Origin of the sequence: Candidatus Darwinibacter acetoxidans (genome assembly GCF_041936445.1) — a bacterium.
Taxonomy (GTDB): Bacteria; Bacillota; Limnochordia; order Darwinibacteriales; family Darwinibacteriaceae; genus DTU010.
Genome location: NZ_JBHGXH010000043.1, coordinates 1 through 24,436 on the forward strand (window position 1 = coordinate 1; position 24,436 = coordinate 24,436).

The following is a 24,436-nucleotide window of genomic DNA, read 5'->3' on the forward strand; positions in this document are numbered from 1 at the left end:
CATCCCGGTACAGCTCAGGGACTTCCTGCCGCTGATCTGCGATCAGGAGGGCATTCTCTGGATTCCCACCGTCCGCCGCAGCCACCGCGCGGCGCTGTCGGACTCAACCAGAAAGGTCCTGCGTCTGATTAATGTGAGTCATTCTTAATTTGTTGTCACACCTCTGCCCTTATGGTATAATTGGATGACGCACCGCTGTTGCCTTGGTATTGGAAGAGGGAGGGCAGAACTTGAATAGACTTCTCCGTGGAATCGGTCTTTATTTACTGATTGCCATCATTGCCATCTCCATCGTGAGCAATCTCTATTCACCGGGTAGTGTGGCCAAAGAGCTCTACTACTCCGAGTTGTTGCGATACATTGATGAAGATCGGGTTGCTTCGGCTCGCTTGGTGGGAGATCAGCATATCGAGGGCACCCTCAAGGATGGTACAAGCTTTGTGGCCACCATCCCTGTGGGCAAAATGCCCGATATTGCCGATCGTTTGGAAGAGAAAAACGTGCTGCTGGAAGCGGATCTTCCGCCGCAGCCGCCTTGGTGGATGGCGCTCTTGCCGAACCTGCTGTTTGTGGTGATGCTGGCCCTGGTTTGGCTGTTCATCATGAACCAGATGCAGGGGGGCAATAATCGCGCGCTCTCCTTTGGGAAGAGCCGGGCCCGCCTGCACCACGAGGACCGGCCCAAGGTGACCTTTGATCATGTGGCCGGAGTAGATGAAGCTAAGCAGGAACTAGTCGAAATCGTGGAATTTCTCAAGCACCCCAAGAAGTTCACCGAAGTGGGTGCAAAAATCCCCAAGGGAGTGCTTCTGGTGGGGCCTCCGGGAACGGGTAAAACGCTCCTGGCCAGGGCTGTGGCCGGAGAAGCGGGGGTTCCCTTCTTCAGCATCTCCGGCTCTGAATTTGTGGAAATGTTTGTGGGTGTAGGTGCCGCCAGGGTGCGGGACCTGTTTGAAAACGCCAAAAAGAACGCCCCGTGCCTGGTGTTCATCGATGAGCTGGATGCGGTGGGCCGGCAGCGGGGAGCGGGCCTAGGCGGCGGCCACGATGAACGGGAGCAGACTTTGAACCAGCTGCTGGTGGAGATGGACGGTTTTGAGACCAACACCGGCATCATCGTCATGGCGGCCACCAACCGTGCGGATGTGCTGGACCCGGCGCTGCTGCGCCCGGGGCGCTTCGACCGCAAAGTTGTGGTGGACCGGCCTGATCTCCAGGGCCGCCACGCCATCCTCAAGATCCATGCCCGCAACAAGCCCTTGGGGCCCGATGTGGACCTGGATGTTCTGGCACGGCGGACGCCGGGCTTCTCCGGTGCCGATCTGGAAAGCCTGCTCAATGAAGCAGCCATCCTCGCTGCCCGGGCCAACCGCAAGGTGATCTTCATGTCCGACTGCGAGGAGGCCATCGATCGGGTGCTCATGGGACCGGAGAAGAAGAACCGGGTCATGAGCGACATGGACCGCAAGGTCTTCGCCTACCACGAGGCCGGCCATGCGGTGGTGGCCCACTTCTCGGAGCACGGCGATCCTGTGCACAAGGTTACCATCGTGGGCCGGGGCAGCGCCGGCGGCTACACCATGATGCTGCCTGAAGAGGAGCGCTTCGTGTCTACACGGTCCAAGCTCTTGGACGATCTGGTGAATCTGCTGGGGGGCAGGGCCGCTGAAGATCTGGCCCTGGGCGAGATCAGCACGGGAGCCCACAACGACTTGGAGCGGGTGACCCGCATTGCCCGTAAGATGGTCATGGAGTGGGGAATGAGCGAGAAGCTCGGTCCCCTGACCTTCGGCCGCCCCAACGGCGAGGATCTGGTCTTTTTGGGCCGCGATATCTCCCGGGAGCGCAACTACAGCGAAGAGGTGGCTGCCCTCATCGATCAGGAAGTGCGGGAGATTGTGGAGTCCAGTTACGAAAAGGCCAAGGATCTGCTCATGCAGCACCGCGACAAGCTGGATCTAGTGGCGGAAGCGCTGCTGGAGCGGGAGACCCTCACCAGAGAGGAGTTCCTGGCCCTGATGGAAGGCCTGCCGCTGCCGGCGCCGCAGCCTGAGGCCCAGGTGCCCGAAACGGTCGCCGCTTACCAGGAAGAGAAGAAGAAAGAAACGGCGAGAGTGCGTAGCGAGCTCAGGCGTCCCGGGCCGGACCCGGTAGTGGGCGAAGCGTAGGCACTCACTGAAAAAAGCACAAAAGGGGCTGTTGCAGAATGTGGTTCATTCTGTACAGCCCCTTTTTTGTGTAGAATAACGAGAATACGGGCTCGCGAAGGAGCCCGTACCCAGAACGCCCCCTTTGATCCTTAGCGCAGGGAAGCTGGCTTGTTGCCCAAGGTAACTTCGATTATCAGCGTCCGGCCGCTCCTCAGGACCGTGAGGAGGAGCTGATCGCCGGTCTTGTGCTTGCTGATTTCATCGGCCACATCGTCGGTGGTGAAAACATCACGGTCTCCGATGCGGCGGATCACATCCCAGGGCTTGAGGCCGGCCTCCTCCGCGGGAGAGCCCTTAATCACATCGACAATCAGTACACCCTTATCATCGGGGAGCCGCAGCTGCCGGGCAATATTCTCGTCGATATTCTGATACCAGATGCCCAGCCAGGGTACGCTTACTCCGCCGGTGGTGATCAGCTCATCCAGCACCTCTTTGGCCACGTTAATGGGGATGGCAAAGCCGATACCCTGGGCCTGGGCGTGGACGGCGGTGTTGATGCCGATCACTTCACCTTTGATGTTCAAGAGGGGTCCGCCGGAGTTGCCCCGGTTGATGGCCGCGTCGGTCTGCATGAGGTTCTTGTAGACTTTGGGGACGCCCGTCTCGGAATCGTAGATGCTGATTTCTCTACCCTTGGCGCTGAGCACGCCCACCGTCACGGTGTGTTCGAAATCCCGGCCGTAGGGGTTACCGATGGCGATGGTCCACTCACCAACCCGGGCGGCGTCGGAATCGCCCAGGGGCAGGGTGGGGAAGACGTCACCGTTTTCATTGATGATGCGCAGCACCGCCAGGTCCAGGGAATAGTCGGAGCCGATGATCTCCGCCTCATACTCCCGCTCCAGCCCAGGTGCATCCACCACCACGGTGATGGTCTGCCCCTCGCCTTTGTTGCCTACCACGTGCTGGTTGGTGAGGACAATGCCCGACTCGTCAATGATAAAGCCAGAACCGGCGCTGGTGGGTGTCCTCTCCATGGGCTGTCTGTAGAAGGGATCGCTGAACCAGAAATCAAAGAAGGAACCGAAGGGATCCCAGGTGGAAAAGGGCCTTCTGTATGTGTCCACGGTTTCCGTGGGCCATACCACTGAGATGAACACCGTCGCGGGGCTGGCCACTTCGGCGATGTCCGCGATAATGTACGGATTGTCAGTGACGATGGGCAGGGGAGTGGTCTGCACCACGGTCTGCACTTCCGCCGGGGGCGCTTCCTGCGCCACCAAGCGGGCGTTGGGCAGCAGTTGGGCTGCCGCGCCTATGGACAAGACAACAGCAAGGATGAGCATGATGGTGATGATACGTTTCCTCATAATAATCCTCCTCCTGTGTTGACTAGTTTAATTATAACTCTTCGCAATAAGAGCTTACAAGTGAGTGTACTGTGCTGGGCTGTGTTAAGTGTATCCAAAGGGGGCAGAAAATAGTCCAGCGCTGGAAATCCACTCCATCTTGGGCTCGCCACACGGATTCGGACTTTGGAGAAGAAAAAGTGGGGGTGGCCACCCCCATTGAAAACAGTGCGAAATGTGGTACAATAGTTAGCGGGAGAATATGAGTTCCTGGTGGGCTCCGCAGGCTTCAAACCTGTTTGGGGGGTAACCTGGGTTATCCCCGGTGGGTTCGATTCCCATATTCTCCCGCCATTTTTTTAGCTGGTTTGGGGACGTCTGCCCAGGAGGCGCACGTCTCCTTTTCTTATGGTGATCCCTTGCGCGTCGAAGTACTCTAAAAAGGCCAGGGCATACTTGCGGCTCGTGCCCAGGCGATCCCGGAAGGCCGCGAGGGGAAAGCCGTTTTGGAACTCCGCTTCCGTAAAGAGCAGGGCCGCCACCTCCCCGGCGATCTCCGGGGTTGTCCAGTGATCGTTGGCCAGCGGGGTCAAGCGGTTCAGGCGGGCTCCAGCATAGATCAGTTCCTTGGAGTAGCCCCGTTCCAGAAGTTCGCTCAGGCTGGGCGGCTCGTAGGGGGTTTCTCCAATCAGCTCCCGCAGTTCCTGCAGCTTCTGCTCTTCCTGGGGAGATAGGGTAAGCTCATGCCCCTGGCTGCTGATGAATCCCTGAACCTCGCTGAGCTCTGGGATCTTCCTTAAGACCTGGTCAAAAAGGCGCGCCGGCAGGCCCGTGGCGGCCCGCAGGGTCTCTTTACTGGGTCCGGGGCTTAAGGGGTTTGCAGCGTGGAACTCCTTCACGGCTTCCAGCAGGTAGCTGCGGACTTTGGCAAACTGCCGGGGCGCCATGATAAACTCGCCCAGTTCCAAAAGCTGGGGATGGGCACCCAGCCCCGCCTCCCTGAACTGCGCCAGCGTCCAGTGGGTGCGGTCTTCCGCCCGCAGCAGGCTGTACTGCGCCGGATCCGCCTCAAGTTTGGCCTTGAGCTGGGCGAGGTCCAGGTGGGCCTCTGGTTTTTCAAAGGGAAAGAGGTGGCGCAGCCGCTCCGGCCCCACCAGGCGCAGGTTGTGGCCCCGCACAGGGATGCCCCCTTCGATGAAGGTTCCACCGCCTATGGTTTCCTGCAGTTCGCTGTGGCGGAGGATAAAGCGGTCCTGGAAAGTGAAATGGGCTGGTTCTTCCAGCTCCAGCTGGGCAAAACCCTCCCCACCAGGTGCCAGCTCATCGCCGCCGAGAATCCTCACCCGGGTCAGGGTTTCCAAAGTGCCCACATAGAGCTTGACCATCTGCCCCGTGGCCAGCGGCGCGGGCGCCTGGGGCAGGACCTCGACAAAGGCGTTGATCAGGGAAAAATGGGGGCGGCGGCCGGGTAGGCTCAGATACATGCCCCTGGCCAGGTCGGCCTTCTCCACGCCGGTGAGGTTCACGGCGAGACGGGAGTGGGGAACTCCCTTTTCCACACTCTTGGTGTGGGTCTGCAGTCCCCGGATCCGGGCCTTGAGGCCCAGGGGCTGCACAGCGACTTCCATACCCACCTCCAGGCAGCCCCCCAGCAGAGTGCCGGTGACCACCGTGCCGGCTCCCTTAATGGTGAACACCCGGTCGATCCACAGCAGGGGATCCGCGCCCTCTTCTTCCCGGACCAGGGTGTCCAACAGATCGCCAATAGCTTCCTTCAGAACATCCAGGTTGAAGCCGGTCACCCCTGAAACGGGGATGATGGGACAGCCCCTCAGAGATGTGGCGGCAAGCCGCTCGGCGATATCGGCCTGCACCAGCTCCAGCCATTCCTCATCCACCAGATCCGCTTTGGTCAGGGCCACAAGTCCCCGCTTGATCCCGTAGAGGTTGAGAATATCCACATGTTCCTGGGTCTGGGGCATCCAGCCGTCGTCCGCGGCGATGACCAAAAGGACAAAATCCACCATGCCCACACCGGCCAGCATGTTTTTCACCAGGCGGTGGTGGCCCGGCACATCCACGATACCCACGGTCCCCTTGGGGAGGGTGAGCCAGGCAAAGCCCAGATCAACAGTCATGCCCCGGACCTGCTCTTCCTGGAGGCGGTCGGGGTTGATGCCGGTGAGGGCCTTAATTAAGGTACTTTTGCCGTGATCGATGTGGCCCGCGGTGCCCATTATGAACATGGTCTCACCCCTTTTTGCAGCAGTTTCACAACTTCTCCATCCTCCTCGACCTGCACTGTCCGGGGATCGAGGAGCACCCGGTCTTGGACAATGCGGGCCAAGACCGGCGGTTCATTGCTGCGCAGGTGAACCAGGAGTTCTTGGGCAGAAAGATGGGAACTGGTGAGGGCCAGAGCCCAGGAGGGAATGGTTTCTCCGGGCAGGGAGCCTCCGCCCATGGTGGAGGAGCAGGGGACAACCTCGCCCTGGAGTCCGGGGCCGAGGTTTTGCAGCCAGTTTTCCGCCCGGGCTTTCACCATTTCAGGGGGCAGGCTGGCCATCTCCCACAGGGGCAGACTCCCGTAGTCCTTCTCCAGATAAATCTCCAGCACCGCCTCTAAAGCGATGAGGGACAGTTTGTCGATGCGCAGGGCCCGAAGCAGTGGGTCCTTTTTGATCTTGGCCATAAGCTCCCGCCGTCCATGGATAATGCCCGCCTGGGGGCCCCCCAGGAGCTTGTCGCCGCTGTAGGTGACAATGTGGCTGTGCTCCAGGGCGGTGGTAACCCGCGGCTCGGGGAAGGGCGGAAAAGAGCCGCTGCCCAGATCTTCGATCAAATACAGTCCATGGTCCCGGGCGAGCTTGGCCAAGTCCTGCCTGGGCACCGATTCCGTGAAGCCCACGATGGTGTAGTTGCTAGGATGGACCAGGAGGATGGCCCTGGTTTCCGGGGTGATGGCCCGCTCGTAGTCGCTGAGCCTGGTGCGGTTGGTGGTGCCCACTTCCACGAGGCGGCAGCCGCTGGCGGCCATGACCTCCGGAACGCGAAAACCTCCGCCGATTTCCACCAGCTGCCCCCGGGAGACGATCACCTCACCGCCTGCGGTAAGGGCCTTGAGCACCAGCAGCACCGCTCCGGCGTTGTTGTTCACCACGATGGTATCGTTTTCCGCGGCCTGCTCCTCTAAAAGCAGGCTGAAGAGCCGGGCCGCGCGGGTATAGCGGCTGCCTCTGGTTCCAGAAGCCAGATCCAATTCCAAATTGAAGTAGCCCCGGCCCAGGGCCTGCAACCGCTCCAGGGCGGCGGCGGGCAGGGGGGCTCGTCCCACATTGGTGTGGATCAAGACTCCCGTGGCGTTGATCACCGGCTGGAGCCTGTTCCAGCTGCTCTCTTCCAGCCGGCGGACCACCCGGGAGGTGATCTCTTCAGCTGAAAGCTCCACGTGTTCGCGGGCGATTTCCGCCCTGATGCGCTCCAGCTCCTGCCTGATCACCGCGGTGGTCTCCGGGTGGGAGAGGTCCGCAGCGGCTTGCTTTACTGCCGGCTCCTCCAGAAGCTTATCAACGGCGGGGATCTGCCTGAATAGGTTGGACATCTAGCTCTCTCCCTTGTCGTCTGCTTACAAAACATGTATACGACAAAGGCGCCGGCCAACCCTTTTCAGCGGCGGGGATCTGCGTTTTTGGCGTAGGCCTGCTGCAGCACCGCCAAACCCCGCTGGCGGGCTTCAGGGCTGAGCCCCTTTTGCTGGCTGATGGCCCGCATGGCCGCGGCGATCAGCTCGGCCTTTTCCTTACTGCTCAGCTTGGTCATGATCCTTCCCTCCCTGGACATGGGTACTTTATAGTATGTCCAAGGAAGGCCAGATTATACAGAAAAATGCAGGACAATATAAAAAGAAAGGATCACCGCGGCGGCATCGGCAAGCAGGGCGGTGGCCAGGGTGTGCCTGGTGCGCTTGAGCCCCACCGAGCCCGCGTAAACCGTGAGCACATAGAGGCTGGTTTCGGTACTGCCCATCATGGTGGCCGCCAGGCGCCCGATGAAAGAATCGGCGCCGTAGGTTGCAAAGATTTGGGAGAGGAGCGCCAGGGAGCCGGAACCGGAGATAGGGCGGATTAAGGCCATGGGCAGGGCTTCCGGTGGAAAGCCCAGGCGGCTGGTGAAAGGCGTCAGGACGCGGATCAGCTGATCCAAGGCGCCGGAATGCTGGAACACCTGGATGGCCACGAGCATGCCCACCAGGTAGGGCAGGACCCGCAGCGCGGTCTGCCAGCCTTCTTTGGCTCCTTCCACAAAGCGTTCATAGATGGGCACTCCCCGGCTCAGGCCCCAGGCGGTGATGCCCAAAAGCAAAAGGGGAATGGCCCAGCGGGACAGCGCCTGCACCGCTGCGATCATAGGCGGGCCCTCCTCCGGGTCAAGCTGCGCAGGGAGGCATCGAGGATCACCGTCACCACCGTGGAGCAGAGGGTGGCCAATACGATGGGGCCGATAATATCTGCGGGGGCCCTGGCGCCGTGGCTGAGGCGCAGGGCAATGATGGTGGAGGGAAGCACCGTGAGGCTGGAGGAGGTCAGGGCCATGAAAGTACACATGGCATCGGAGGCCGTTTCTTTATGTCTGTTCAGCTCCTGGAGGTGCCCCATGGCCTTCAGCCCCAGGGGGGTGCAGGCGCTGCCCAACCCCAAGATGTTGGCGCTCATGGCCGCCAGCAAGGCGCCCATGGCGGGATGATCCGGCGGCACTTCCGGGTAAAGGCGGCGGGCCAAAGGACCCAACAGCCGGGCCAGGACCTGCATGAGCCCTGCATCCTGGGCGATTTTCATGACACCAGACCAAAAGGAGATGATACCGATGAGCCCCGCCGCGACCACAACCGCCTGTTCGCTGCCTTTGAGCACTCCCTCGGTGACCAGCTGAATATCGCCTTTGCTCGCGGCGGTAATCACTCCGGCGAGAATCATGAAGAACCAGATGTAGTTGATCATGCTACCCCTCCCCAACATCCTTATGCGTAAAGGGGAGAAAATAAGAGAAATCCGGAAGGCGGACCCCGTCTTTTTCTATGGGGGGCCAGAAGCACCCCTTTGACGTTCCCTGACCAATATCTTGGGACTTGATTCCTGCTGCCATTTCTGTGCATAATACAGTTAAGGTCAGTAATAGTCAAAGAAAGTTGGTGAGTAAGTGGGTACGCTGGCGGATCACATTGAAGCATATATCAAGCGCATGCTGCAGAACAGCGAAAATAGAAGTATAGAGCTTAGCCGTGCGCAGCTCGCCGATGTCTTTTCCTGCGTCCCCTCGCAGATCAACTATGTGCTGGCCACCCGCTTTACCCTGGAGCGGGGCTATATCGTAGAGAGCCGGCGGGGAGGCGGCGGCTACATCCGTATAGCCCACGTCCAGGTGGAAGACGATCTAACCCATGCGGTGAACCTGCTCAAGGGCATTGGCTCTCAGCTTTCCGAGCAGCGCATGGAAAGCATCTTGGCGCACCTGCGGGATTTGGGCCTCCTTTCTCCCCACCAGTGCCGGCTGATCCGGGGTATTGTGCAGCAGGAGAGCAGCAGCATCAGTCAAGGCAAAGATGTCCTCAGGGCCAGTCTCGTGCGTGCCCTGCTGTTTTACATTATTGAATCCGAGTCTTAGGGGTGGTAATTATGCTGTGCGACAAATGCGGGCAGAATGAAGCCACAGTGAAGTTTGTGCAGATCGAGAACAACAAAAAGACCGAGCTCCACCTCTGCCGAGACTGTGCCCAAGGGTATACCAGCTTTTCCCCGGGTTTCGATCTGCAGCAGCTGCTCTCCAGCTTGTTCCAGTCCCTTTCCCTGGGGCAGAAGACGGCCCCCGCAGTGGCGGCGAAGAAGTGCCCCACCTGCGGGCGGACCCTGGGGGATATCCAGCAGACGGGGCGACTCGGCTGCAGCAGCTGCTACGAGGTTTTCCGGGAGGAATTGAGCCCTGTACTGCGCAGGCTCCACGGGTCCGGCAGCCACACCGGCAAAGTCCCCGCCAGGGCCTTTCCCCGGGTGCATGCCACCCGGCAGATGGAGGAGCTGCGCAAACGGCTGGACGAATGCGTGCGCCTGGAGAAATATGAAGAGGCCGCAAGGCTCCGGGACGAGCTGCGGCTTTTGGAGAAGGAATTGGCGGGAGGTGAGGCCCGATGAGAGAACTTGCTTCCTGGATGAAGGAGCGGGGCCCTGAAGGGGATATCGTCCTGGGTACCCGCTGCCGGCTGGCTAGAAATCTGAGGGGAATTCCCTTCCCCGAAGCGGCCAACCGGGAGCAGCTGCGGGAAGTGCTGAGCCAGGCCGCGGGGGTTACCCCTAAACTCAGCCCCGCCGGGTCCTTTACCTTCAGGGAAATGGCCACCATGGACGCCCTGGAGCGGGAGCTTTTGGTGGAAGAACACCTGATCAGCCCCAGCCACATGCAGAGTCCCGCACACAAGGCGGTGATCCTCAACGACCGGCACAACATCAGCATCATGGTCAACGAAGAGGATCATTTCCGCATCCAGGTGCTCAAGCCCGGCCTGCAGCTGGAAGAGGCCTGGCAGCGGGCGACACGGGTTGATGATCTCTTAGAGGAACACCTTGATTTCGCCTTTGACCTCAAGACCGGCTACCTGACCTCCTGCCCCACCAATGTGGGGACGGCCCTGCGGGCATCGGTCATGTTCCACCTACCGGCCCTGCGCAGGGTCAGGAAGGTGCAGGAGGTCTTGGGTGCCGTCTCTAAGTTCGGCTTAACCGTGCGGGGCTTGTACGGTGAGGGCAGCGATGTGTACGGCAATGTCTACCAGCTGTCCAACCAGATCACCCTGGGCCAGAGCGAAGAAGAGACCATCGAGCACTTGGCCCGCTTCACCTCGCAGATCCTGCACAGCGAGAGGCAGGCCCGGGAGTATCTCCTGGAAAAGGAGCGGCGCCTCACCACCGAGGACTGGCTGTACCGCTCCTACGGGGTTTTGCAGAACGCCCGCATCCTCAGCAGCCAAGAAGCCATGGAGCTGCTTTCCGATTTGAAACTAGGCATTGATCTGGGTATTATTCCCCACGGCGATCCGGAACTGGTCAAGCAGCTGATGGTGCAGATCCGAGCTGCCCACCTCCAGAGCATCATGGGCCAGCCCCTGCCGGCTCAGGAACGGGATCGCCTCCGGGCTAGTCTCGTCAGGGATACCCTGGAAAAGCACATGACCAAAACTCAGGAGAGTAGGTGACAATATGTTTGGAAGATTTACCGAACGCGCTCAGCGCGTCATGGTGCTGTCCCAAGAGGAAGCGCGCCGCCTGGGGCACAGTGTGGTGGGAACCGAGCACATTCTTTTAGGTTTACTGGCCGAAGGGGAGGATGTGGCCGCCCGGACCCTCCTGTCTTTGGGCATCAGCATCGATCAGGTGCGGGGCGAAGTGGAGCGCATCATCGGCCGGGGAGAAAGGCCCACAGAAGGGCCCATTGGCTTTACACCCCGCTCCAAGCGCGTGCTGGAGCTGGCCTTCGATGAGGCCCGGCGGCTGGGCCACACCTATATCGGCACAGAGCACCTCCTCTTGGGCCTGATCCGGGAAGGGGAGGGTGTGGCGGCCCAAGTGCTCCACAACCTCGGTGCCGACCTGGATAAGGTGCGGGCCCAGGTCACCAGTCAATTGGGGGGCGGCGGGCAGGCCAAGGTCCAAAAGGGCCGGACGGGCAAGACCCCCACCCTGGATCAGTACGGGCGCGATCTTACCGCCATGGCCAGGGAAGGAAAACTGGACCCGGTCATCGGCAGGGAGAAGGAGATCCAGCGGGTGATCCAGATCCTGAGCAGAAGGACGAAAAACAACCCCGTACTCATCGGGGAGCCCGGGGTGGGCAAGACCGCCATCGCCGAAGGGCTGGCCCTGAAGATCGTGAACAACGATGTGCCGGAAACCCTCAGCAACAAGCGGGTTGTTTCCCTGGATCTGGGCAGCCTGGTGGCTGGTTCCAAGTTCAGGGGCGAGTTCGAAGAGCGCCTGAAGAAGGTGATTGAGGAAATCCGCTCCGCGGGCGATGTGATCCTGTTTATCGACGAGATGCACACCATCATCGGGGCTGGCGCGGCGGAAGGTGCCATCGATGCTGCCAACATCCTCAAACCGGCTCTGGCCCGGGGTGAACTGCAGGCCATCGGCGCCACCACCCTGGATGAGTATCAGAAGTATGTGGAGCGGGATGCGGCCCTGGAGCGGCGCTTCCAGCCTGTGATGGTGGATGAACCCACTGTGGAGGAAACCATTGAGATCCTCAAGGGCCTGCGGGACCGCTACGAAGCCCATCACCGGGTGAAAATTAAGGATGAATCCATTGTGGCCGCCGCCAGGCTCGCCGACCGCTATATCAGCGACCGCTTTCTGCCGGACAAGGCCATTGACTTGATGGATGAAGCCGGTTCCAGGGTGCGCCTGCGGGGTCTCACTCCCCCAGCGGAACTGAAGGAACTGGAAGCCAAGATCGAAGAGACCATCGTGGAAAAAGAGGCGGCCATCAAAAACGAGCAGTTTGAGCAGGCCGCAAGCCTCAGGGATCTGGAGCAGAAGCTCCAAGCGGAACTGGAGGCGAAGCGGCAGGAGTGGCGCAAAGACCAGGGCCGCAAAGAGGCGGTGGTCACCCCGGAAGATATCGCCGAGGTGGTGGCCCACTGGACAGGGATACCGGTAACGGATATCGCCGAGGAAGACGCCGTGCGCCTGCTCAATCTGGAGGAAATCCTCCATGAGCGGGTGGTGGGCCAGGATGAGGCCATCAGTGTGATCTCCCAGGCCATGCGCCGGGCCCATGCGGGGCTGAAGGATCCCAAGCGGCCCATCGGCTCCTTCATCTTCCTGGGCCCCACCGGTGTGGGTAAGACGGAGCTCGCCCGGGCGCTGGCGGAAGCCCTCTTCGGCGATGAAGATGCCGTGGTCCGCCTGGACATGTCGGAGTACATGGAACGCCATGCTGTATCCCGCCTGATCGGTTCGCCCCCCGGTTATGTGGGCTATGATGAAGGCGGCCAGCTCACGGAGCAGGTGCGCAGAAAGCCGTACTCCATCGTGCTGTTCGACGAAATCGAAAAGGCCCATCCTGAGGTCTTCAACATCCTCCTGCAGGTGCTGGAAGATGGGCGGCTCACCGATGCCAAGGGCCGGGTGGTGGACTTCCGCAACACCGTCATTGTCATGACCTCCAATGTGGGCGCTGAACAGATCCGCCGGGAGTCCGGCATCGGCTTTAGGGTGGTGGAGGATGAACGCAGCGACTACCTGGCCATGAAGGACAAGGTTACAGAACAGCTCAAGCGCACCTTCCGTCCGGAGTTTCTGAACCGCATCGATGAGATCGTGGTCTTCCACGCCCTGAACAAGGTGCACATCAGCCAGATCGCCGATATCATGCTCAAGGAACTCCGCAAGCAGCTCGCGGACATGGATATCCAGCTGGTGATCACGGAGCAGGCCAAGGAGCTTCTAGCCAACAGGGGATTCGACCCCGATTTCGGGGCCAGACCGCTGCGGCGGGCTATCCAGAGGTATATCGAAAACCCGCTGGCGGAGGAGATCCTCAAGGGAACCTTCGGACAGGGGGGCACCATCACGGTGGATGCCCGGGAAGGGGAATTTGTGTTCTACTAGAGCCTCCTCCGCAGCATTTGAACCGCTAGAAAGGGAGGGCGCGCTGCCGACAGGCGGTTGTGCACTCCCTTTTCTGATGGTATAATAGAAAAAAGAAGTAAAAATTTGGGATCTTAGGAAGGGCAGTTCGTGGCTAGAAAAACTACCGTCTTCGTCTGTCAGTCGTGCGGCGCCGAAAGCCCCCGCTGGATGGGGAGGTGCCCTGTTTGTTCAGAGTGGAATACCTTTGTGGAAGAAACAGTGGCGCCCGCTCCTAAGCAGGCGCAGCGCTGGGTGCGGCCCAGCAAGCCCGTGCCTTTGACCGCGATCGAGGACAGCGGCCATACCCGTTTCAGTACGGGTCTGGAGGAGCTGGACCGGGTTTTAGGGGGCGGGCTGGTTCCCGGCTGCCTCGGCTTGATTGGCGGGGATCCCGGTATCGGCAAGTCCACACTGCTCCTGCAGGTGGCCAGCAGCGTCGCCCGGCGGGGCGGCAAGGTGCTCTACGTCACGGGGGAAGAGTCCCTGGCCCAGCTCAAGCTGCGGGCAGTCCGCTTGGGGGCGGTGGAAGAAAGGCTTGTTGCCGTAAGCGAGGCCGATACCGAAATCATCAGCGGCATCATTGAAGAGGAAAAGCCGCTGTTGGTCATCGTGGATTCCATCCAGACCATGTACGTGCAGGAGATAGCTTCGCCACCGGGCAGCGTGGCCCAGGTGCGGGAAGCTGCCGGCCGCTTTCTGCAGCTGGCCAAGGGCGGCGATACCGCCATTCTCCTTGTGGGTCATATGACCAAAGGCGGCAACCTGGCGGGGCCGAAGGTACTGGAGCACGCGGTGGACTTCGTCTTGTATTTCGAAGGCGATGTACATACATCTTTCCGCATCATCAGGTCTGTGAAGAACAGGTTTGGCTCCACCAACGAAGTGGGCATCTTTGTAATGAGCGGGCAGGGTTTGATCCCTGTGGCCAATCCCTCCGAATTCCTCCTCTCCCAGCGGCCCGTGGAAAGTCCAGGTTCCGTGGTGGTCCCCTACATGGAAGGTACGCGCCCGCTTTTGGTGGAAGTGCAGGCTCTGGTTACCCCCACCCCCTACGGAGGCAACCCCCGCAGACAGACCACGGGAGTCGATTACCAAAGGTTTTCCATGGTGCTGGCTGTTCTAGAAAAAAGGCAGGGTTATCCCCTGCAGACGCAAGATGTGTTTCTCAATGCTGCCGGCGGGCTGAAGCTGCAGGAACCCGCCTTAGATCTGGGCATGGCGGTGGCGGTGGCCAGCAGCATAGCCAACGTAAGTGTCCATCCCCTCTGCGCGGTGCTGGGGGAGGTTGGGCTGGCGGGGGAAATCAGGGCAGTAAGGGGAATGGAACAGCGCCTTAAGGAGCTGCACCGCTTGGGTTTCGAACGGTGCATCATTCCCAAGAACAATGTGCAGGGAAATGAACCTCTGCGGGTTCACGGTGTCGGGACCATTCAGGAAGCTCTAGAAATCGCTCTGGAAAAGAGAAGGTGAGTCCATGCGCGACGAGGAAGCCATTTACAAATATCTGCAGATGATAGCGCCAGGTACCCAGCTCTACGAAGGGCTGGAAAGCATCCTCAAAGCCAAAACCGGTGCCCTGATCGTCATCGGCGATACCCCTGAGGTCATGGCCTTGGTCAACGGGGGGTTTCAGATCGATGCGGAAATGCATCCTGCAGCCCTGTATGAGCTGGCCAAAATGGACGGCGCCATCGTCCTTTCCAGCGACGCTAAGCGCATTCTCTATGCCAATACGCACCTGACCCCCGACCCCATGATCCCCACCCAAGAGACGGGCACGCGCCACAAGACCGCGGAGCGGGTGGCCAAACAGACGGGCCAGATGGTCATTTCCATTTCCCAGCGCCGCAACGTGATTACCATTTACAAGGATAACTGGAAACACGTGGTGCGGGAAGTGAGCGTGATTCTTTCCAAGGCCAACCAGGCCCTGTCCACTTTGGAAAAATACCGGAGCGTGTTTCAGCAGTCCTTGACCAATCTCAGCGCTTTAGAATTCGAGGATCTGGTTACCCTATCGGATGTGACCACTGTGCTCCAACGCAGCCAGATGGTGAACAGGATTGCCAAAGAAATAGAAAGGTATGTAGTCCAGCTGGGTTCCGAAGGCCGCTTGGTCAAAATGCAGCTGGAAGAGCTCCTCGCGGACATCAAGGATCAGGGTCTGTTGGTGTTCAAAGATTACTACGTGGGGGAAAACCTTGCGGAGGCTTGGAGCCAGATGGAAGAGTGGGATTCAGACGACTTTCTCAATGTGGGCATGCTTTCTAAAGCTTTGGGGTACAGCAGCATCAGCAGCCTGGAACAGCCGGCTGCTGCCCGGGGCTACCGCATCCTCGCGAAGATACCCAGGCTGCCCATGCCGGTCATCGAGAATCTTGTAGATGCCTTTGGCAGTCTCTCTGCCATTATGGATGCCACCATTGAAGAGCTGGATGATGTGGAGGGAATTGGCGAAGTTAGGGCAAAAGCCATCAGAGATGGCTTGCGGCGGCTGCGTGAACAGGTCTTAGTGGACAGTCATATCTAGCCTTAGCGGAGATGGAAGATTCCCAAGGTGGCCACGCGCTGGTTTTCTTTGCTGATAATCTCTTCCAGATCCAGTTTCAGGGCGTTGCACATGCCGGCGAGGTAGAACAGGTTTTGACCGACTTCGGCTTCCAGCACCTCTCTGCAGTTTTCGCAGAGCTGCCCCTCCAAGTGCGACCGGATGTGGTTCCTGATGTCCTCAAAGGAACAGTCATCGGGGAGCACTTGCTTCGAGGCATCGATCTTGATGCACCCGCAATCGGTTACCGCCCGAAAGAGCGCTCTGTTTACCCGCGCATTTGTTTCCTGGAACTTACTGACAATATCCAGAATGCTGAAGTGCCGGACCAGATTCTCTTCTACGTTTTTCTGAAAGTGATGACAAGTGCTTAACGGCTTCGTCACTTCGGTCACGTCCTCTCGCCACCTTCTGGGGTCAATTCTGGTTCAATTATAAGTCTTGTGAAAATCGATTGTCAAGTTGGGCCAGGGTCTGCGAATACCGCACGAATTCCGTCCTCGTTTGACTTTGTTCGCCCAGAGTGGTAAATTTATTGTAAGAAGCCAGTGCTTTTCGAAGGAGGTGTTGCTTTGTATAACGTGGGAGATCACGTTGTGTACCCCATGCATGGTGCGGGCGTGATTGTGGCCATCGAGGAGCGGGAAGTGCTCGGCGAAAGGCAGAAATACTATATCATGCAGCTTCCCATCGGCGATATGAAGGTAATGATTCCCATGAACGCCGTGGATGATTTGGGCCTTCGCCAGGTAATCGGCCCCGAGGAAGTGGAGCGCGTCTATCAGGTGCTGCAGGGCGAAGAAACGGCCATGTCTTCTAACTGGAACCGCCGCTACCGCGCCAACATGGAGAAGATAAAAAGTGGAGATATCTACGAGGTGGCAGAGGTTGTGCGCAACCTCACAATCAGGGATATCGAGAAGGGTTTGTCCACCGGAGAGCGAAAGATGCTGGATACGGCCAGGCAGATCCTGGTCAGCGAATTAGTTATCGCCCAGAATTCCACCAGGGAGGAGGTGGAGGAAGCTATCCAGGAGATTTTCCAGCAGTAAGGGGTGAGGCGGGACATTTTGGGGCAAAAGAGAATACTCGCCAGGAAAGAGGAAATAATATGCCTTGAACGAGCAAGCTATCGCGAGCACTTTGGCGAAGCGGGAGGTGAAGCGAAGTTTGGTCCTGGTTGCTAGGGTCGTTTTTGCATTTATAGGTGCGCTCTTAGGTTATTCGGGGTCCTTGGTGTTGCTTGATGCGGGAGTCTTAAACGGAGTTGTTGAAAGCGGTTACCTAGTGGGTCTGTTAGTGTTCTCTGGCGTGTTAATCGGATTGCTCATTGGTCCACCAGTGGTAAGGGGGCTGATGATCGGGACCAAGGCGGCAACGCAGTTTGTACTGAAAACCCCAACCCATCAACTGATGGGCGGGATCATCGGTCTTGTCAGCGGTTGGATTATTGCACTGGTTATTTCCATCCCCCTGCTGCGCATCCCGGTGTTGGGAGATTATGTTTCTATTGTGCTGGGCATCCTCCTGGGCTATATGGGCCTAGTGGTGGGTTTCAGGAAGACAGACGAGCTGCACGGTGTGTTTTCCCGGTCAGAGAGGGGTCTGCGTGGTCTGGTGGGGAGCTCGGAGGCCAGCCCGAAAATACTTGATACCAGCGTAATCATCGACGGCAGGATTGCCGACATCACCAAATCTGGTTTTCTGGAAGGAGATCTGATTGTTCCCTCCTTCGTCCTGGAGGAACTGCAGCACATTGCCGATTCCTCCGATGTGCTCAAGCGCAACCGCGGACGGCGGGGCTTGGACATCCTCAACCGGATTCAAAAAGAACCTTACTGTTCAGTGCGTATCGTCGAAGATACTTACGGGGAACTGAGCGAGGTGGACACCAAGCTGGTGAAGCTGGCGAAGGACCTGGGCGGCAAGGTGGTCACCAATGATTTCAACCTCAACAAGGTGTGTGAACTACACGGTGTCCCTGTACTAAACATCAACGAGCTGGCCAATTCCGTCAAGCCCGTGGTGCTGCCCGGTGAAGAGCTGAAGGTACATGTGATTAAGGATGGCAAGGAGCAGGGTCAGGGAGTTGGCTACCTGGATGATGGCACTATGATTGTGGTGGACGGCGGACGCCGCTACATCGGCCAGACGGTTGCCGTGTTGGTCACCAGCGTTCTGCAGACTGCGGCAGGCCGCATGATTTTCGCCAAACCCAAGTCTATGGAACGGGCATTATAGCTTTTGTCGTCCAAGGAGGCCTGGTGCTGGACATCAGGCCTTTTTTGGTTCAAGAGGTAGGAGGCAGGAGGCAGGAGGCAACATGCGGGAAGCAGGAAGCAGCGGGATCGGCACCAAGGTGGCAGTGGTGATCGCGGCGGCAGGTTCGGGCAGGCGTATGGGCGCCGGGGAGAATAAGGTGCTGCTGCCCCTGGACGGAAAGCCCATGCTGCAGCACAGCATAGAATGCTTTGCCGCCATGGACGAAGTGTCAGAGATCGTGGTGGTGACCAGATCAGAAGATCTGGAGGCAGTGCGGAGCTTAGCTGCGGGGATCGTCGCGCGCCGGCCCGTGCAGGTGGTAACCGGAGGCGAGACCCGGCAGGAAAGCGTGTTCCTGGGGCTTAAGGCCCTGCCTGGGGATACCGACTGGGTGATCATCCACGACGGGGCGCGGCCCTTTATCACTGCGGAGCTGGTCCGCCGGGGCCTTGCCGCCGTGCGCAGGCATCTGGCGGTGGGTCTGGCCGTACCGGTAAAAGACACCATTAAGCGGGTGCGGGAGGGGCGGGTTGTGGACACGCCGCCCCGTGCAGAGCTGTGGGCGGTGCAGACGCCGCAGCTTTTCAGCTATCAGCTGATCCTCCGGGCCCACGAGCAGGCAAGGCAAAAGGGCCTTCAGGCCACTGACGACTGCGCTTTGGTGGAGGCGCTGGGGGAGCCTGTGCATATTGTCCCGGGTGAATACGCCAACATCAAAGTGACCACCCCCGAAGATCTGCCCCCGCCGGAAGACTCCCTGGTTGGTTTTGGTTTTGATGTGCACCGCTTGGTTCCCGGCAGGCCCCTGGTGCTGGGGGGTGTGGAGATCCCCTTTGAGCTGGGCCTTTTGGGTCATTCCGATGCAGATGTCCTCACCCATGCGGTGATGGATGCCCTTTTAGGGGCCATGGGGGAGGGCGATATCGGCGAGCATTTCCCCGACACGGACCCCAGCTATGCCGGTATTTCCAGCCTGCTGCTTTTGGAGAGGGTGATGGGGCTGGTGCGGGAGCGGAGCCTAACCGTGGGCAATGTGGATGCGGTGATCGTGGCCCAGCGCCCCAAACTCACCCCCTGGAAAGCGGCTATCCGGGGTAAGCTGGCCCAGGCGCTGGGGACCGCGGAGAGGCAGGTCAATATCAAGGCCTCCACCAGTGAGGGTTTAGGTTTCACCGGCCGGGGAGAGGGGATCGCTGTTCAGGCGGTTGTTTCGTTGCGCCGCCGGCGCGGTTGACTTGGGGGTAAGCGTTGCGTATAATATGGGTATTATCAGGAAAAGGACACGATGGGGAGAGTAGTTAAGTGCGCCGCCCAGAGAGGGATGCGTTTGGTGGAAGCATCCTGCGGTCAGCTTAACGAAGTGCACCCCTGATCCGCCAACCGAAATCGCCCGCGAGAGTAGGCTTGGACGGCTGGCACCCGTTAGTGTGCCGAGAGTGCTGACATGCCGGCGCGGGGCGCCGCATGTTGGAAGCAGAGTGGAACCGCGGCCCTCGTCTCTGTGAGAGAAGAGGGCTTTGTTGTTCAGGAGGATAGATGCATGATCTGGGAGGGAAGGCGCGTGAAGCGGGAGATCAGAGTGTACAACACCTTAACTCAAGAAAAGGAAGTCTTTGTGCCCAGGGAGCCGGGGAAGGTAAGCGTGTATGTCTGCGGTGTTACCCCCTATGCCGATACCCACTTGGGGCATGCCCGGCCCAGCGTGGTGTGGGATGTAATCATCCGTTTCCTGCGCCATCTGGGTTATGAGACCCTGCATGTCCAGAACTTCACCGACGTAGACGATAAGATCATCCAAAGGTCCCTGGAAGAAGGGGTGCCGGCCCTGGAGATCTCCAAACGCTATATTAAGGAATACCTGGCCAGCATGGATGCGCTGGGCGTCCAGCGGGCGGACTATTATCCCAAAGTGAGCGAGCACATCGAAGAGATCATCAAGCTCATCCAGGGACTTGTGGACAAGGGTCACGCCTATGCAGTGGAGGGAGATGTGTTTTTCAGCGTCGCGTCCTTTGCCGAGTACGGTAAGCTCAGCAAGCAGAAGCTGGAGGAGCTGCGGGAAGGGACCCGCTTTGAGGTGGACCCCAAAAAGCGGGATGCCGCCGATTTCGCCCTCTGGAAGGCGGCCAAACCGGGCGAACCCGCCTGGGACAGCCCCTGGGGCAGAGGCCGGCCCGGCTGGCATATTGAATGCTCAGCCATGAGTTTGAAATACCTGGGTGAAGAATTTGACTTCCACGGCGGCGGAAATGATCTCATCTTTCCCCACCATGAGAATGAGATCGCCCAGTCGGAGGCGGCAACCGGCAGGCCCCTGGCCCGCTACTGGGTGCACAGCGGGATGATCACCCTCAAGGATACCAAAATGTCCAAATCCCTGGGGAACATCGTCTCCCTGAAGCGCCTTTTGGAAGAGTACCCCCCAGCGCTGCTGCGCTTTTACCTCCTCTCCACCCACTACCGTTCCAGTTTGGAATACTACGAAGGAAAGCTGGAGGAGATGAAGCGGGGTTGGTCACGCCTGAATGAGGCCGCCCGCAAGCTGCGGGAAGATCTGGCCGAGGCCCAGGAGGGTGAGCTGACAGCCTTTGATCAAGAGACCCTAGATAACCTGGAGCGCTATGCCGATGAGGTTGTGGATGCACTCAGCGATGATTTCAACACCGCCATGGCCCTGGGTGTCCTCTTTGATGTGGTGCGGGAGATCAACAGCTACAAGCACAAAGGGGGATTCCACCGCCAGGTGCTGCAGAAGGGCTGGGATATACTCCAGCTCTGGGCCGGGGAGATCCTGGGTGTGCTGGAGCTGGGGCAGCAGCGCCAGGAAGGCCTAACCGACGGGTTGATGGAGCTGATCCTGGCCATCCGGGAAGAGCTGCGGAGGGAGAGGAACTTCGCCCTGGCCGACCGCATCCGCGATCAGCTGGCCGAGCTGGGTGTGGTAGTGGAAGACACGCCCCAGGGGCCCAGATGGAAGGTGTGAGCGGTGTTTGTGCAAGGGGATTTGAACTTACAGGAACTGTCGCCTTTAACCCTGGCCTATGTGGGCGATGCCGTCTTTGAGCTCTATATCCGCACGAAACTGGTGGCCTACCCGGCCAAAGTGCACGATCTGCACCGCAGCGCGGTGAAGTACGTGCAGGCTGCCAAGCAGGCGGAGATTATCCATGCCTGGGAGCCGGAATTGACCGACGAGGAAAGGGAAGTGGTGCGCCGGGGCAGAAATGCTAAAGGGGGGGTACCCCGCAAGAGCGGTGCGGTGGAGTACCGCTTGAGTACAGGTATGGAAGCGCTTTTGGGCTACCTGTATTTGAGCGGGCAGGAGGACCGGCTGCGGGAGCTTTTGAGCAGGGTCACCCCCACCGTGGAGGCGTAAGACAAGGAGGATGGCTATGCAGGTTTTGAACAAGGGATTTGTCCGTTTGGTGGAACACATGGGCGGCGATGCTGCGGTGATCCGCAATGCCCGGCGCTGCTGGCGCAGCGAGTCCAAATCGGAGGATGCCGACCGCCAGCTGATCAGGCATCTCATCCGCAAGGGGCATAAAACCCCCTTTGAGGCCATGGTCTTCACCTTTGATGTGAAGGCGCCTTTGTTCGTGGCCAGGCAGTGGTTCAGGCACCGCATTGGCTCGTACAACGAAGAATCGCTGCGCTACTGCGTAGCCCTGCGGGAGTACTACGTGCCCGAGGGACTGGAGGGGGAGCTCTTGGAGGCCTGGATTAGGCAGAATGAAGGGGCTTTTGATTTCTACTATGAGCTGGTGAACAGCTATAAGCTCCCCAAGGAGCAGGCCCGCAGCGTACTGCCTGTGGGGATCTATACCAACTTCTACTGGACCGTGAACGGCAGTTCCTTGATGAACTTCCTCATGCTGCGCACGGCCAAGGATGCCCAGTACGAAATCAGGATGTATGCCAATGCCATTTTGGAACTGGTTAAGGAAGCAGCCCCCATCTGCTTCGGGGAGTTCGAGAGGGAGGTATTAAAGCGCGGTGGTTGATGTGGCCGGGCGCCAGCCCGTATTGGAGGCACTGCGCTCAGGGCAGGAGATTAACAAGCTGCTGGTGGCCAAGGGTCCTAGGCAGGGTGCGCTGCAGCAGATCGTGTCCTTGGCCAAGCAGCGCGGGGTTGTGATCCAGGAAGTGGACCGCAGCGTGCTGGACCGGCTGAGCCCTTCCATCAATCACCAGGGCGTCATCGCCCAGCTTGCGGAAGTGCGCTACTGGGAGCTTGCTGACCTTGTGGCCCGCCCCAGCGGAGACCCTTGGCCGCCCTTTTTGGTGCTCCTGGACGGGGTGCAGGATCCCCACAATCTGGGGGCCATCATCCGCAGCGCGGAAGCCTTGGGCGCCCATGGGGTGGTGATCCCCAAACGCCGGGGCGCCTTGGTGACGGAAGCTGTGATGAAGGCTTCGGCTGGGGCCGCCAATCATCTCCCCATCTGCCGGGTGACCAATCTGGCCGCCACCATTGATACCCTCAAGCAGGAGGGCTACTGGGTATTCGGCGCGGATGCCGCCGGCGAGCCCTGCTTTGAGCAGGATCTCACCGGCCCCATTGCCCTGGTGGTGGGGAGCGAAGGCTTTGGCCTGAGCCGCCTGGTGCGGGAAAAATGTGACTTCCTCTCCTCCATCCCCATGCGGGGGCAGGTCAACTCCCTCAATGCCTCGGTGGCAGCCTCCCTGCTCATGCTGGAGGTGGTGCGGCAGCGGAGCCTCCGCCAACCTTGACCCCCGCTAGGCCTTGGTGTATAATAAACCTGTGCCGTTTGGACAACCGTGTCTCGGACACGAGGGGTGGAGGCGATGGATGGTGAGTGTTAATGCCCACAAGAGGTGCTGTCACATGTACGAGAGCTTGAGCGATGAGGAAATCGTTCAGCTGGCTCGGGACACCGACGATGAGGCCCTGGAACACCTGATCAACAAGTACAAGAACTTTGTCAGAGCTAAAGCACGTTCCTACTTCTTGATCGGAGCAGACAGGGAAGACATCATCCAAGAGGGCATGATCGGGCTGTACAAAGCCATCCGAGACTTCCGTCCAGATAAACTGGCTTCCTTCCGTGCCTTCGCGGAGCTGTGCATCACCCGCCAGATCATCACTGCCATCAAAACAGCAACCCGCCAGAAACACATTCCCCTGAACTCCTACGTTTCCCTGAACAAACCCATCTACGACGAAGAATCTGACCGCACCCTTTTGGATGTGATTTCTGGCTCCAAGGTAACCGATCCCGAGGAGCTGGTCATCAGCCGGGAAGAGTTCTCCGATATCGAAACCAAGATGGTGGAGTTCTTAAGCGAACTGGAATGGCAGGTCCTCATGTTCTACCTAGAGGGCAAGAGCTATCAGGAAATAGCTGATGAGCTGGGACGCCATGTGAAGTCCATCGATAACGCCCTGCAGCGGGTCAAGCGCAAGCTGGAGCGCTACCTGGAAAAACGGGAAAGTATTCACTGAGATACCCACCTGCTTAATGGCGAGATTGCTGTTGACAGAACCTGAATAGGTTGCTATACTTCTAAGTGGTTAAGCCGGTGTAGCTCAATTGGCAGAGCACTCGACTTGTAATCGAGAGGTTGTGGATTCGAGTTCCACCTCCGGCTCCATTCATCAACGTGGAGGGATACCCAAGCTGGCCAAAGGGGGCAGACTGTAAATCTGCTGGCAGTGCCTTCGCAGGTTCGAATCCTGCTCCCTCCACCATTCCTCATAAATAACGACGCGGGGTGGAGCAGTCTGGTAGCTCGTCGGGCTCATAACCCGAAGGTTGTCGGTTCAAATCCGGCCCCCGCAACCAGATTTTCCAACCGTCAGAGAGATTCTGGTGGTTTTTTGTTGCCAGGATAGAGAACTCCCATACTATGACTCTAGAGATGCCTCTGGAAGGCTGGGATGGGAGGGCTCTAGTGTGCGGGCGTTCATGATCGCTCTGGCAATTACATATACTCTCCTCTGGCTGGTCCCCCTGTGGCTGGTCTGGCCAGCGGGCGTGTTGGTTTCCTTGTATCTGGTAACACTAAGCCTGAGGTTCAAGGGCCGGGAGCTCACTGACGGACAGATCTTGGCGGTTCTGATTGGATCATGGTTAGTCGTTTGCTGGGGCCTTGTCCTTTTCCTAGCACACTAGGAGGACTTTTTGGGGGCTTGGCGAATGTAACCGTAATCCTAAATTAGCAATGTTTTCCGGGAGGAGTGGAAAAGACAAAATGGCTAAGCAAAAGTTTGAGAGAACCAAACCCCACGTCAACGTAGGCACCATCGGCCACGTTGACCACGGCAAGACCACCACCACGGCTGCCATCACCATGCTGTTGGCCCGTAAGGGTTTGGGACAGGTGAAGAAGTTCGAGGAAATCGACAACGCTCCCGAAGAGAGGGAACGGGGCATCACCATTAACACGTCCCACGTGGAATATGAAACTGAAAAGCGCCAC

General features: G+C 59.0%; 23 protein-coding genes, 4 tRNA genes and 1 other annotated feature. Of the genes, 20 read left to right on the forward strand and 7 right to left on the reverse strand.

The features are described from left to right. The first annotated feature begins 230 nt into the window (after positions 1–230). A complete protein-coding gene (gene ftsH, locus ACE4YL_RS01395; RefSeq protein WP_461360286.1) occupies positions 231–2,168 on the forward strand; it encodes an ATP-dependent zinc metalloprotease FtsH in 1,938 nt (645 codons plus the stop codon). A gap of 131 nt (positions 2,169–2,299) precedes the next feature. On the opposite strand, the gene ACE4YL_RS01400 is transcribed toward ftsH, so the two are convergent. Then, positions 2,300–3,523 (reverse strand): S1C family serine protease, encoded by a 1,224-nt coding sequence (locus tag ACE4YL_RS01400; RefSeq protein ID WP_461360287.1) that lies wholly within the window; start codon positions 3,521–3,523, stop codon positions 2,300–2,302. A gap of 233 nt (positions 3,524–3,756) precedes the next feature. On the opposite strand from ACE4YL_RS01400, the gene ACE4YL_RS01405 reads away from it, so the two are divergent. Beyond that, positions 3,757–3,856, forward strand: a tRNA-Sec gene (locus ACE4YL_RS01405). Between the two features lie 5 nt (positions 3,857–3,861). Here ACE4YL_RS01405 and selB read toward each other — a convergent pair. The 5 genes from selB to ACE4YL_RS01430 form a co-directional block, all read right to left on the reverse strand. Then, the gene (gene selB / locus ACE4YL_RS01410) at positions 3,862–5,748 is read right to left on the reverse strand and encodes a selenocysteine-specific translation elongation factor (RefSeq protein WP_461359032.1); all 1,887 of its coding nucleotides are present in this window, start codon (positions 5,746–5,748) and stop codon (positions 3,862–3,864) included. Continuing rightward, positions 5,739–7,103 (reverse strand): L-seryl-tRNA(Sec) selenium transferase, encoded by a 1,365-nt coding sequence (gene selA / locus ACE4YL_RS01415; RefSeq protein WP_461360288.1) that lies wholly within the window; start codon positions 7,101–7,103, stop codon positions 5,739–5,741. Before selA ends, selB begins: the two co-directional genes overlap by 10 nt. Positions 7,104–7,168: 65 nt before the next feature. After that, the gene (locus ACE4YL_RS01420) at positions 7,169–7,321 is read right to left on the reverse strand and encodes a hypothetical protein (RefSeq protein WP_461359034.1); all 153 of its coding nucleotides are present in this window, start codon (positions 7,319–7,321) and stop codon (positions 7,169–7,171) included. Between the two features lie 54 nt (positions 7,322–7,375). Further along, on the reverse strand, positions 7,376–7,906 hold the full coding sequence (locus tag ACE4YL_RS01425) for a spore maturation protein (RefSeq protein WP_461359051.1): 531 nt from the start codon (positions 7,904–7,906) through the stop codon (positions 7,376–7,378). Beyond that, positions 7,906–8,499 (reverse strand): nucleoside recognition domain-containing protein, encoded by a 594-nt coding sequence (locus ACE4YL_RS01430; protein WP_461359035.1) that lies wholly within the window; start codon positions 8,497–8,499, stop codon positions 7,906–7,908. The genes ACE4YL_RS01425 and ACE4YL_RS01430 overlap by 1 nt, the downstream gene beginning before the upstream one ends. Before the next feature lie 199 nt (positions 8,500–8,698). On the opposite strand from ACE4YL_RS01430, the gene ACE4YL_RS01435 reads away from it, so the two are divergent. The 6 genes from ACE4YL_RS01435 to disA all read left to right on the forward strand — a co-directional run bounded on the left by ACE4YL_RS01435 (position 8,699) and on the right by disA (position 15,712). Further along, the gene (locus ACE4YL_RS01435) at positions 8,699–9,163 is read left to right on the forward strand and encodes a CtsR family transcriptional regulator (protein ID WP_461359036.1); all 465 of its coding nucleotides are present in this window, start codon (positions 8,699–8,701) and stop codon (positions 9,161–9,163) included. Between the two features lie 11 nt (positions 9,164–9,174). After that, on the forward strand, positions 9,175–9,687 hold the full coding sequence (locus tag ACE4YL_RS01440; RefSeq protein WP_461359037.1) for a UvrB/UvrC motif-containing protein: 513 nt from the start codon (positions 9,175–9,177) through the stop codon (positions 9,685–9,687). Beyond that, positions 9,684–10,745 carry a protein arginine kinase gene (locus ACE4YL_RS01445; RefSeq protein ID WP_461359038.1) on the forward strand — a complete coding sequence of 354 codons (1,062 nt, stop codon included), beginning with the start codon at positions 9,684–9,686 and terminating at the stop codon, positions 10,743–10,745. The genes ACE4YL_RS01440 and ACE4YL_RS01445 overlap by 4 nt, the downstream gene beginning before the upstream one ends. Before the next feature lie 4 nt (positions 10,746–10,749). Continuing rightward, positions 10,750–13,161, forward strand: coding sequence for an ATP-dependent Clp protease ATP-binding subunit (locus ACE4YL_RS01450; protein WP_461359039.1), 2,412 nt, complete (start codon positions 10,750–10,752; stop codon positions 13,159–13,161). Between the two features lie 129 nt (positions 13,162–13,290). Further along, the gene (gene radA, locus ACE4YL_RS01455) at positions 13,291–14,652 is read left to right on the forward strand and encodes a DNA repair protein RadA (protein ID WP_461359040.1); all 1,362 of its coding nucleotides are present in this window, start codon (positions 13,291–13,293) and stop codon (positions 14,650–14,652) included. A 4-nt stretch (positions 14,653–14,656) separates the two neighbouring features. After that, positions 14,657–15,712 (forward strand): DNA integrity scanning diadenylate cyclase DisA, encoded by a 1,056-nt coding sequence (disA, locus tag ACE4YL_RS01460; RefSeq protein ID WP_461359041.1) that lies wholly within the window; start codon positions 14,657–14,659, stop codon positions 15,710–15,712. A 2-nt stretch (positions 15,713–15,714) separates the two neighbouring features. Here disA and ACE4YL_RS01465 read toward each other — a convergent pair whose 3' ends face one another. Beyond that, positions 15,715–16,125, reverse strand: a complete 411-nt coding sequence (locus ACE4YL_RS01465) for a nucleoside triphosphate pyrophosphohydrolase family protein (RefSeq protein WP_461369071.1) — start codon at positions 16,123–16,125, stop codon at positions 15,715–15,717. Between the two features lie 177 nt (positions 16,126–16,302). Here ACE4YL_RS01465 and ACE4YL_RS01470 point away from each other — a divergent pair, with 177 nt between their 5' ends. From ACE4YL_RS01470 to ACE4YL_RS01525, 12 genes are all read left to right on the forward strand, one after another. After that, entirely contained in the window at positions 16,303–16,782 is a 480-nt protein-coding gene (locus ACE4YL_RS01470; RefSeq protein ID WP_461359042.1) for a CarD family transcriptional regulator, read from the forward strand. A 304-nt stretch (positions 16,783–17,086) separates the two neighbouring features. Further along, positions 17,087–17,971: a PIN domain-containing protein gene (locus tag ACE4YL_RS01475; protein WP_461359043.1), complete on the forward strand. Its 885-nt coding sequence runs from the start codon at positions 17,087–17,089 to the stop codon at positions 17,969–17,971. 82 nt (positions 17,972–18,053) lie between these two features. Then, complete coding sequence (ispD, locus tag ACE4YL_RS01480) at positions 18,054–19,226, forward strand: 2-C-methyl-D-erythritol 4-phosphate cytidylyltransferase (protein WP_461359044.1); 1,173 nt, start codon at positions 18,054–18,056, stop codon at positions 19,224–19,226. A gap of 39 nt (positions 19,227–19,265) precedes the next feature. Next, positions 19,266–19,496 (forward strand) — a binding site (T-box leader). 36 nt (positions 19,497–19,532) lie between these two features. Continuing rightward, positions 19,533–20,975: a cysteine--tRNA ligase gene (gene cysS / locus ACE4YL_RS01485; RefSeq protein ID WP_461359045.1), complete on the forward strand. Its 1,443-nt coding sequence runs from the start codon at positions 19,533–19,535 to the stop codon at positions 20,973–20,975. Positions 20,976–20,978: 3 nt separating this feature from the next. Further along, positions 20,979–21,368, forward strand: coding sequence for a Mini-ribonuclease 3 (locus tag ACE4YL_RS01490; RefSeq protein ID WP_461359046.1), 390 nt, complete (start codon positions 20,979–20,981; stop codon positions 21,366–21,368). Positions 21,369–21,378: 10 nt separating this feature from the next. Further along, the gene (gene thyX, locus ACE4YL_RS01495) at positions 21,379–21,996 is read left to right on the forward strand and encodes an FAD-dependent thymidylate synthase (RefSeq protein WP_461359047.1); all 618 of its coding nucleotides are present in this window, start codon (positions 21,379–21,381) and stop codon (positions 21,994–21,996) included. After that, positions 21,989–22,726 (forward strand): 23S rRNA (guanosine(2251)-2'-O)-methyltransferase RlmB, encoded by a 738-nt coding sequence (gene rlmB / locus ACE4YL_RS01500; protein ID WP_461359048.1) that lies wholly within the window; start codon positions 21,989–21,991, stop codon positions 22,724–22,726. The genes thyX and rlmB overlap by 8 nt, the downstream gene beginning before the upstream one ends. 79 nt (positions 22,727–22,805) lie before the next feature. After that, on the forward strand, positions 22,806–23,459 hold the full coding sequence (gene sigH / locus ACE4YL_RS01505; RefSeq protein WP_461359049.1) for an RNA polymerase sporulation sigma factor SigH: 654 nt from the start codon (positions 22,806–22,808) through the stop codon (positions 23,457–23,459). A gap of 73 nt (positions 23,460–23,532) precedes the next feature. Then, positions 23,533–23,608 (forward strand) — tRNA-Thr (locus ACE4YL_RS01510). Positions 23,609–23,619: 11 nt separating this feature from the next. Beyond that, positions 23,620–23,705: transfer RNA gene (locus ACE4YL_RS01515), tRNA-Tyr, on the forward strand. 17 nt (positions 23,706–23,722) lie between these two features. Next, a tRNA-Met gene (locus tag ACE4YL_RS01520) sits at positions 23,723–23,799 on the forward strand. A 409-nt stretch (positions 23,800–24,208) separates the two neighbouring features. Then, a partial coding sequence (locus ACE4YL_RS01525; protein ID WP_461360141.1) for a GTP-binding protein occupies positions 24,209–24,436 on the forward strand: 228 nt, incomplete at its 3' end.

Excerpts from the sequence above, each read along its gene's own strand:
- ACE4YL_RS01400 (WP_461360287.1), bottom strand. The coding sequence starts at position 3,523 with ATGAGGAAACGTATCATCACCATCATGCTCATCCTTGCTGTTGTCTTG.
- selB (WP_461359032.1), bottom strand. The coding sequence starts at position 5,748 with ATGTTCATAATGGGCACCGCGGGCCACATCGATCACGGCAAAAGTACC.
- selA (WP_461360288.1), bottom strand. The coding sequence starts at position 7,103 with ATGTCCAACCTATTCAGGCAGATCCCCGCCGTTGATAAGCTTCTGGAG.
- ACE4YL_RS01420 (WP_461359034.1), bottom strand. The coding sequence starts at position 7,321 with ATGACCAAGCTGAGCAGTAAGGAAAAGGCCGAGCTGATCGCCGCGGCC.
- ACE4YL_RS01430 (WP_461359035.1), bottom strand. The coding sequence starts at position 8,499 with ATGATCAACTACATCTGGTTCTTCATGATTCTCGCCGGAGTGATTACC.
- ACE4YL_RS01440 (WP_461359037.1), top strand. The coding sequence starts at position 9,175 with ATGCTGTGCGACAAATGCGGGCAGAATGAAGCCACAGTGAAGTTTGTG.
- ACE4YL_RS01445 (WP_461359038.1), top strand. The coding sequence starts at position 9,684 with ATGAGAGAACTTGCTTCCTGGATGAAGGAGCGGGGCCCTGAAGGGGAT.
- ACE4YL_RS01450 (WP_461359039.1), top strand. The coding sequence starts at position 10,750 with ATGTTTGGAAGATTTACCGAACGCGCTCAGCGCGTCATGGTGCTGTCC.
- disA (WP_461359041.1), top strand. The coding sequence starts at position 14,657 with ATGCGCGACGAGGAAGCCATTTACAAATATCTGCAGATGATAGCGCCA.
- ACE4YL_RS01475 (WP_461359043.1), top strand. The coding sequence starts at position 17,087 with ATGATCGGGACCAAGGCGGCAACGCAGTTTGTACTGAAAACCCCAACC.
- ispD (WP_461359044.1), top strand. The coding sequence starts at position 18,054 with ATGCGGGAAGCAGGAAGCAGCGGGATCGGCACCAAGGTGGCAGTGGTG.
- cysS (WP_461359045.1), top strand. The coding sequence starts at position 19,533 with ATGATCTGGGAGGGAAGGCGCGTGAAGCGGGAGATCAGAGTGTACAAC.
- thyX (WP_461359047.1), top strand. The coding sequence starts at position 21,379 with ATGGCTATGCAGGTTTTGAACAAGGGATTTGTCCGTTTGGTGGAACAC.
- sigH (WP_461359049.1), top strand. The coding sequence starts at position 22,806 with ATGGTGAGTGTTAATGCCCACAAGAGGTGCTGTCACATGTACGAGAGC.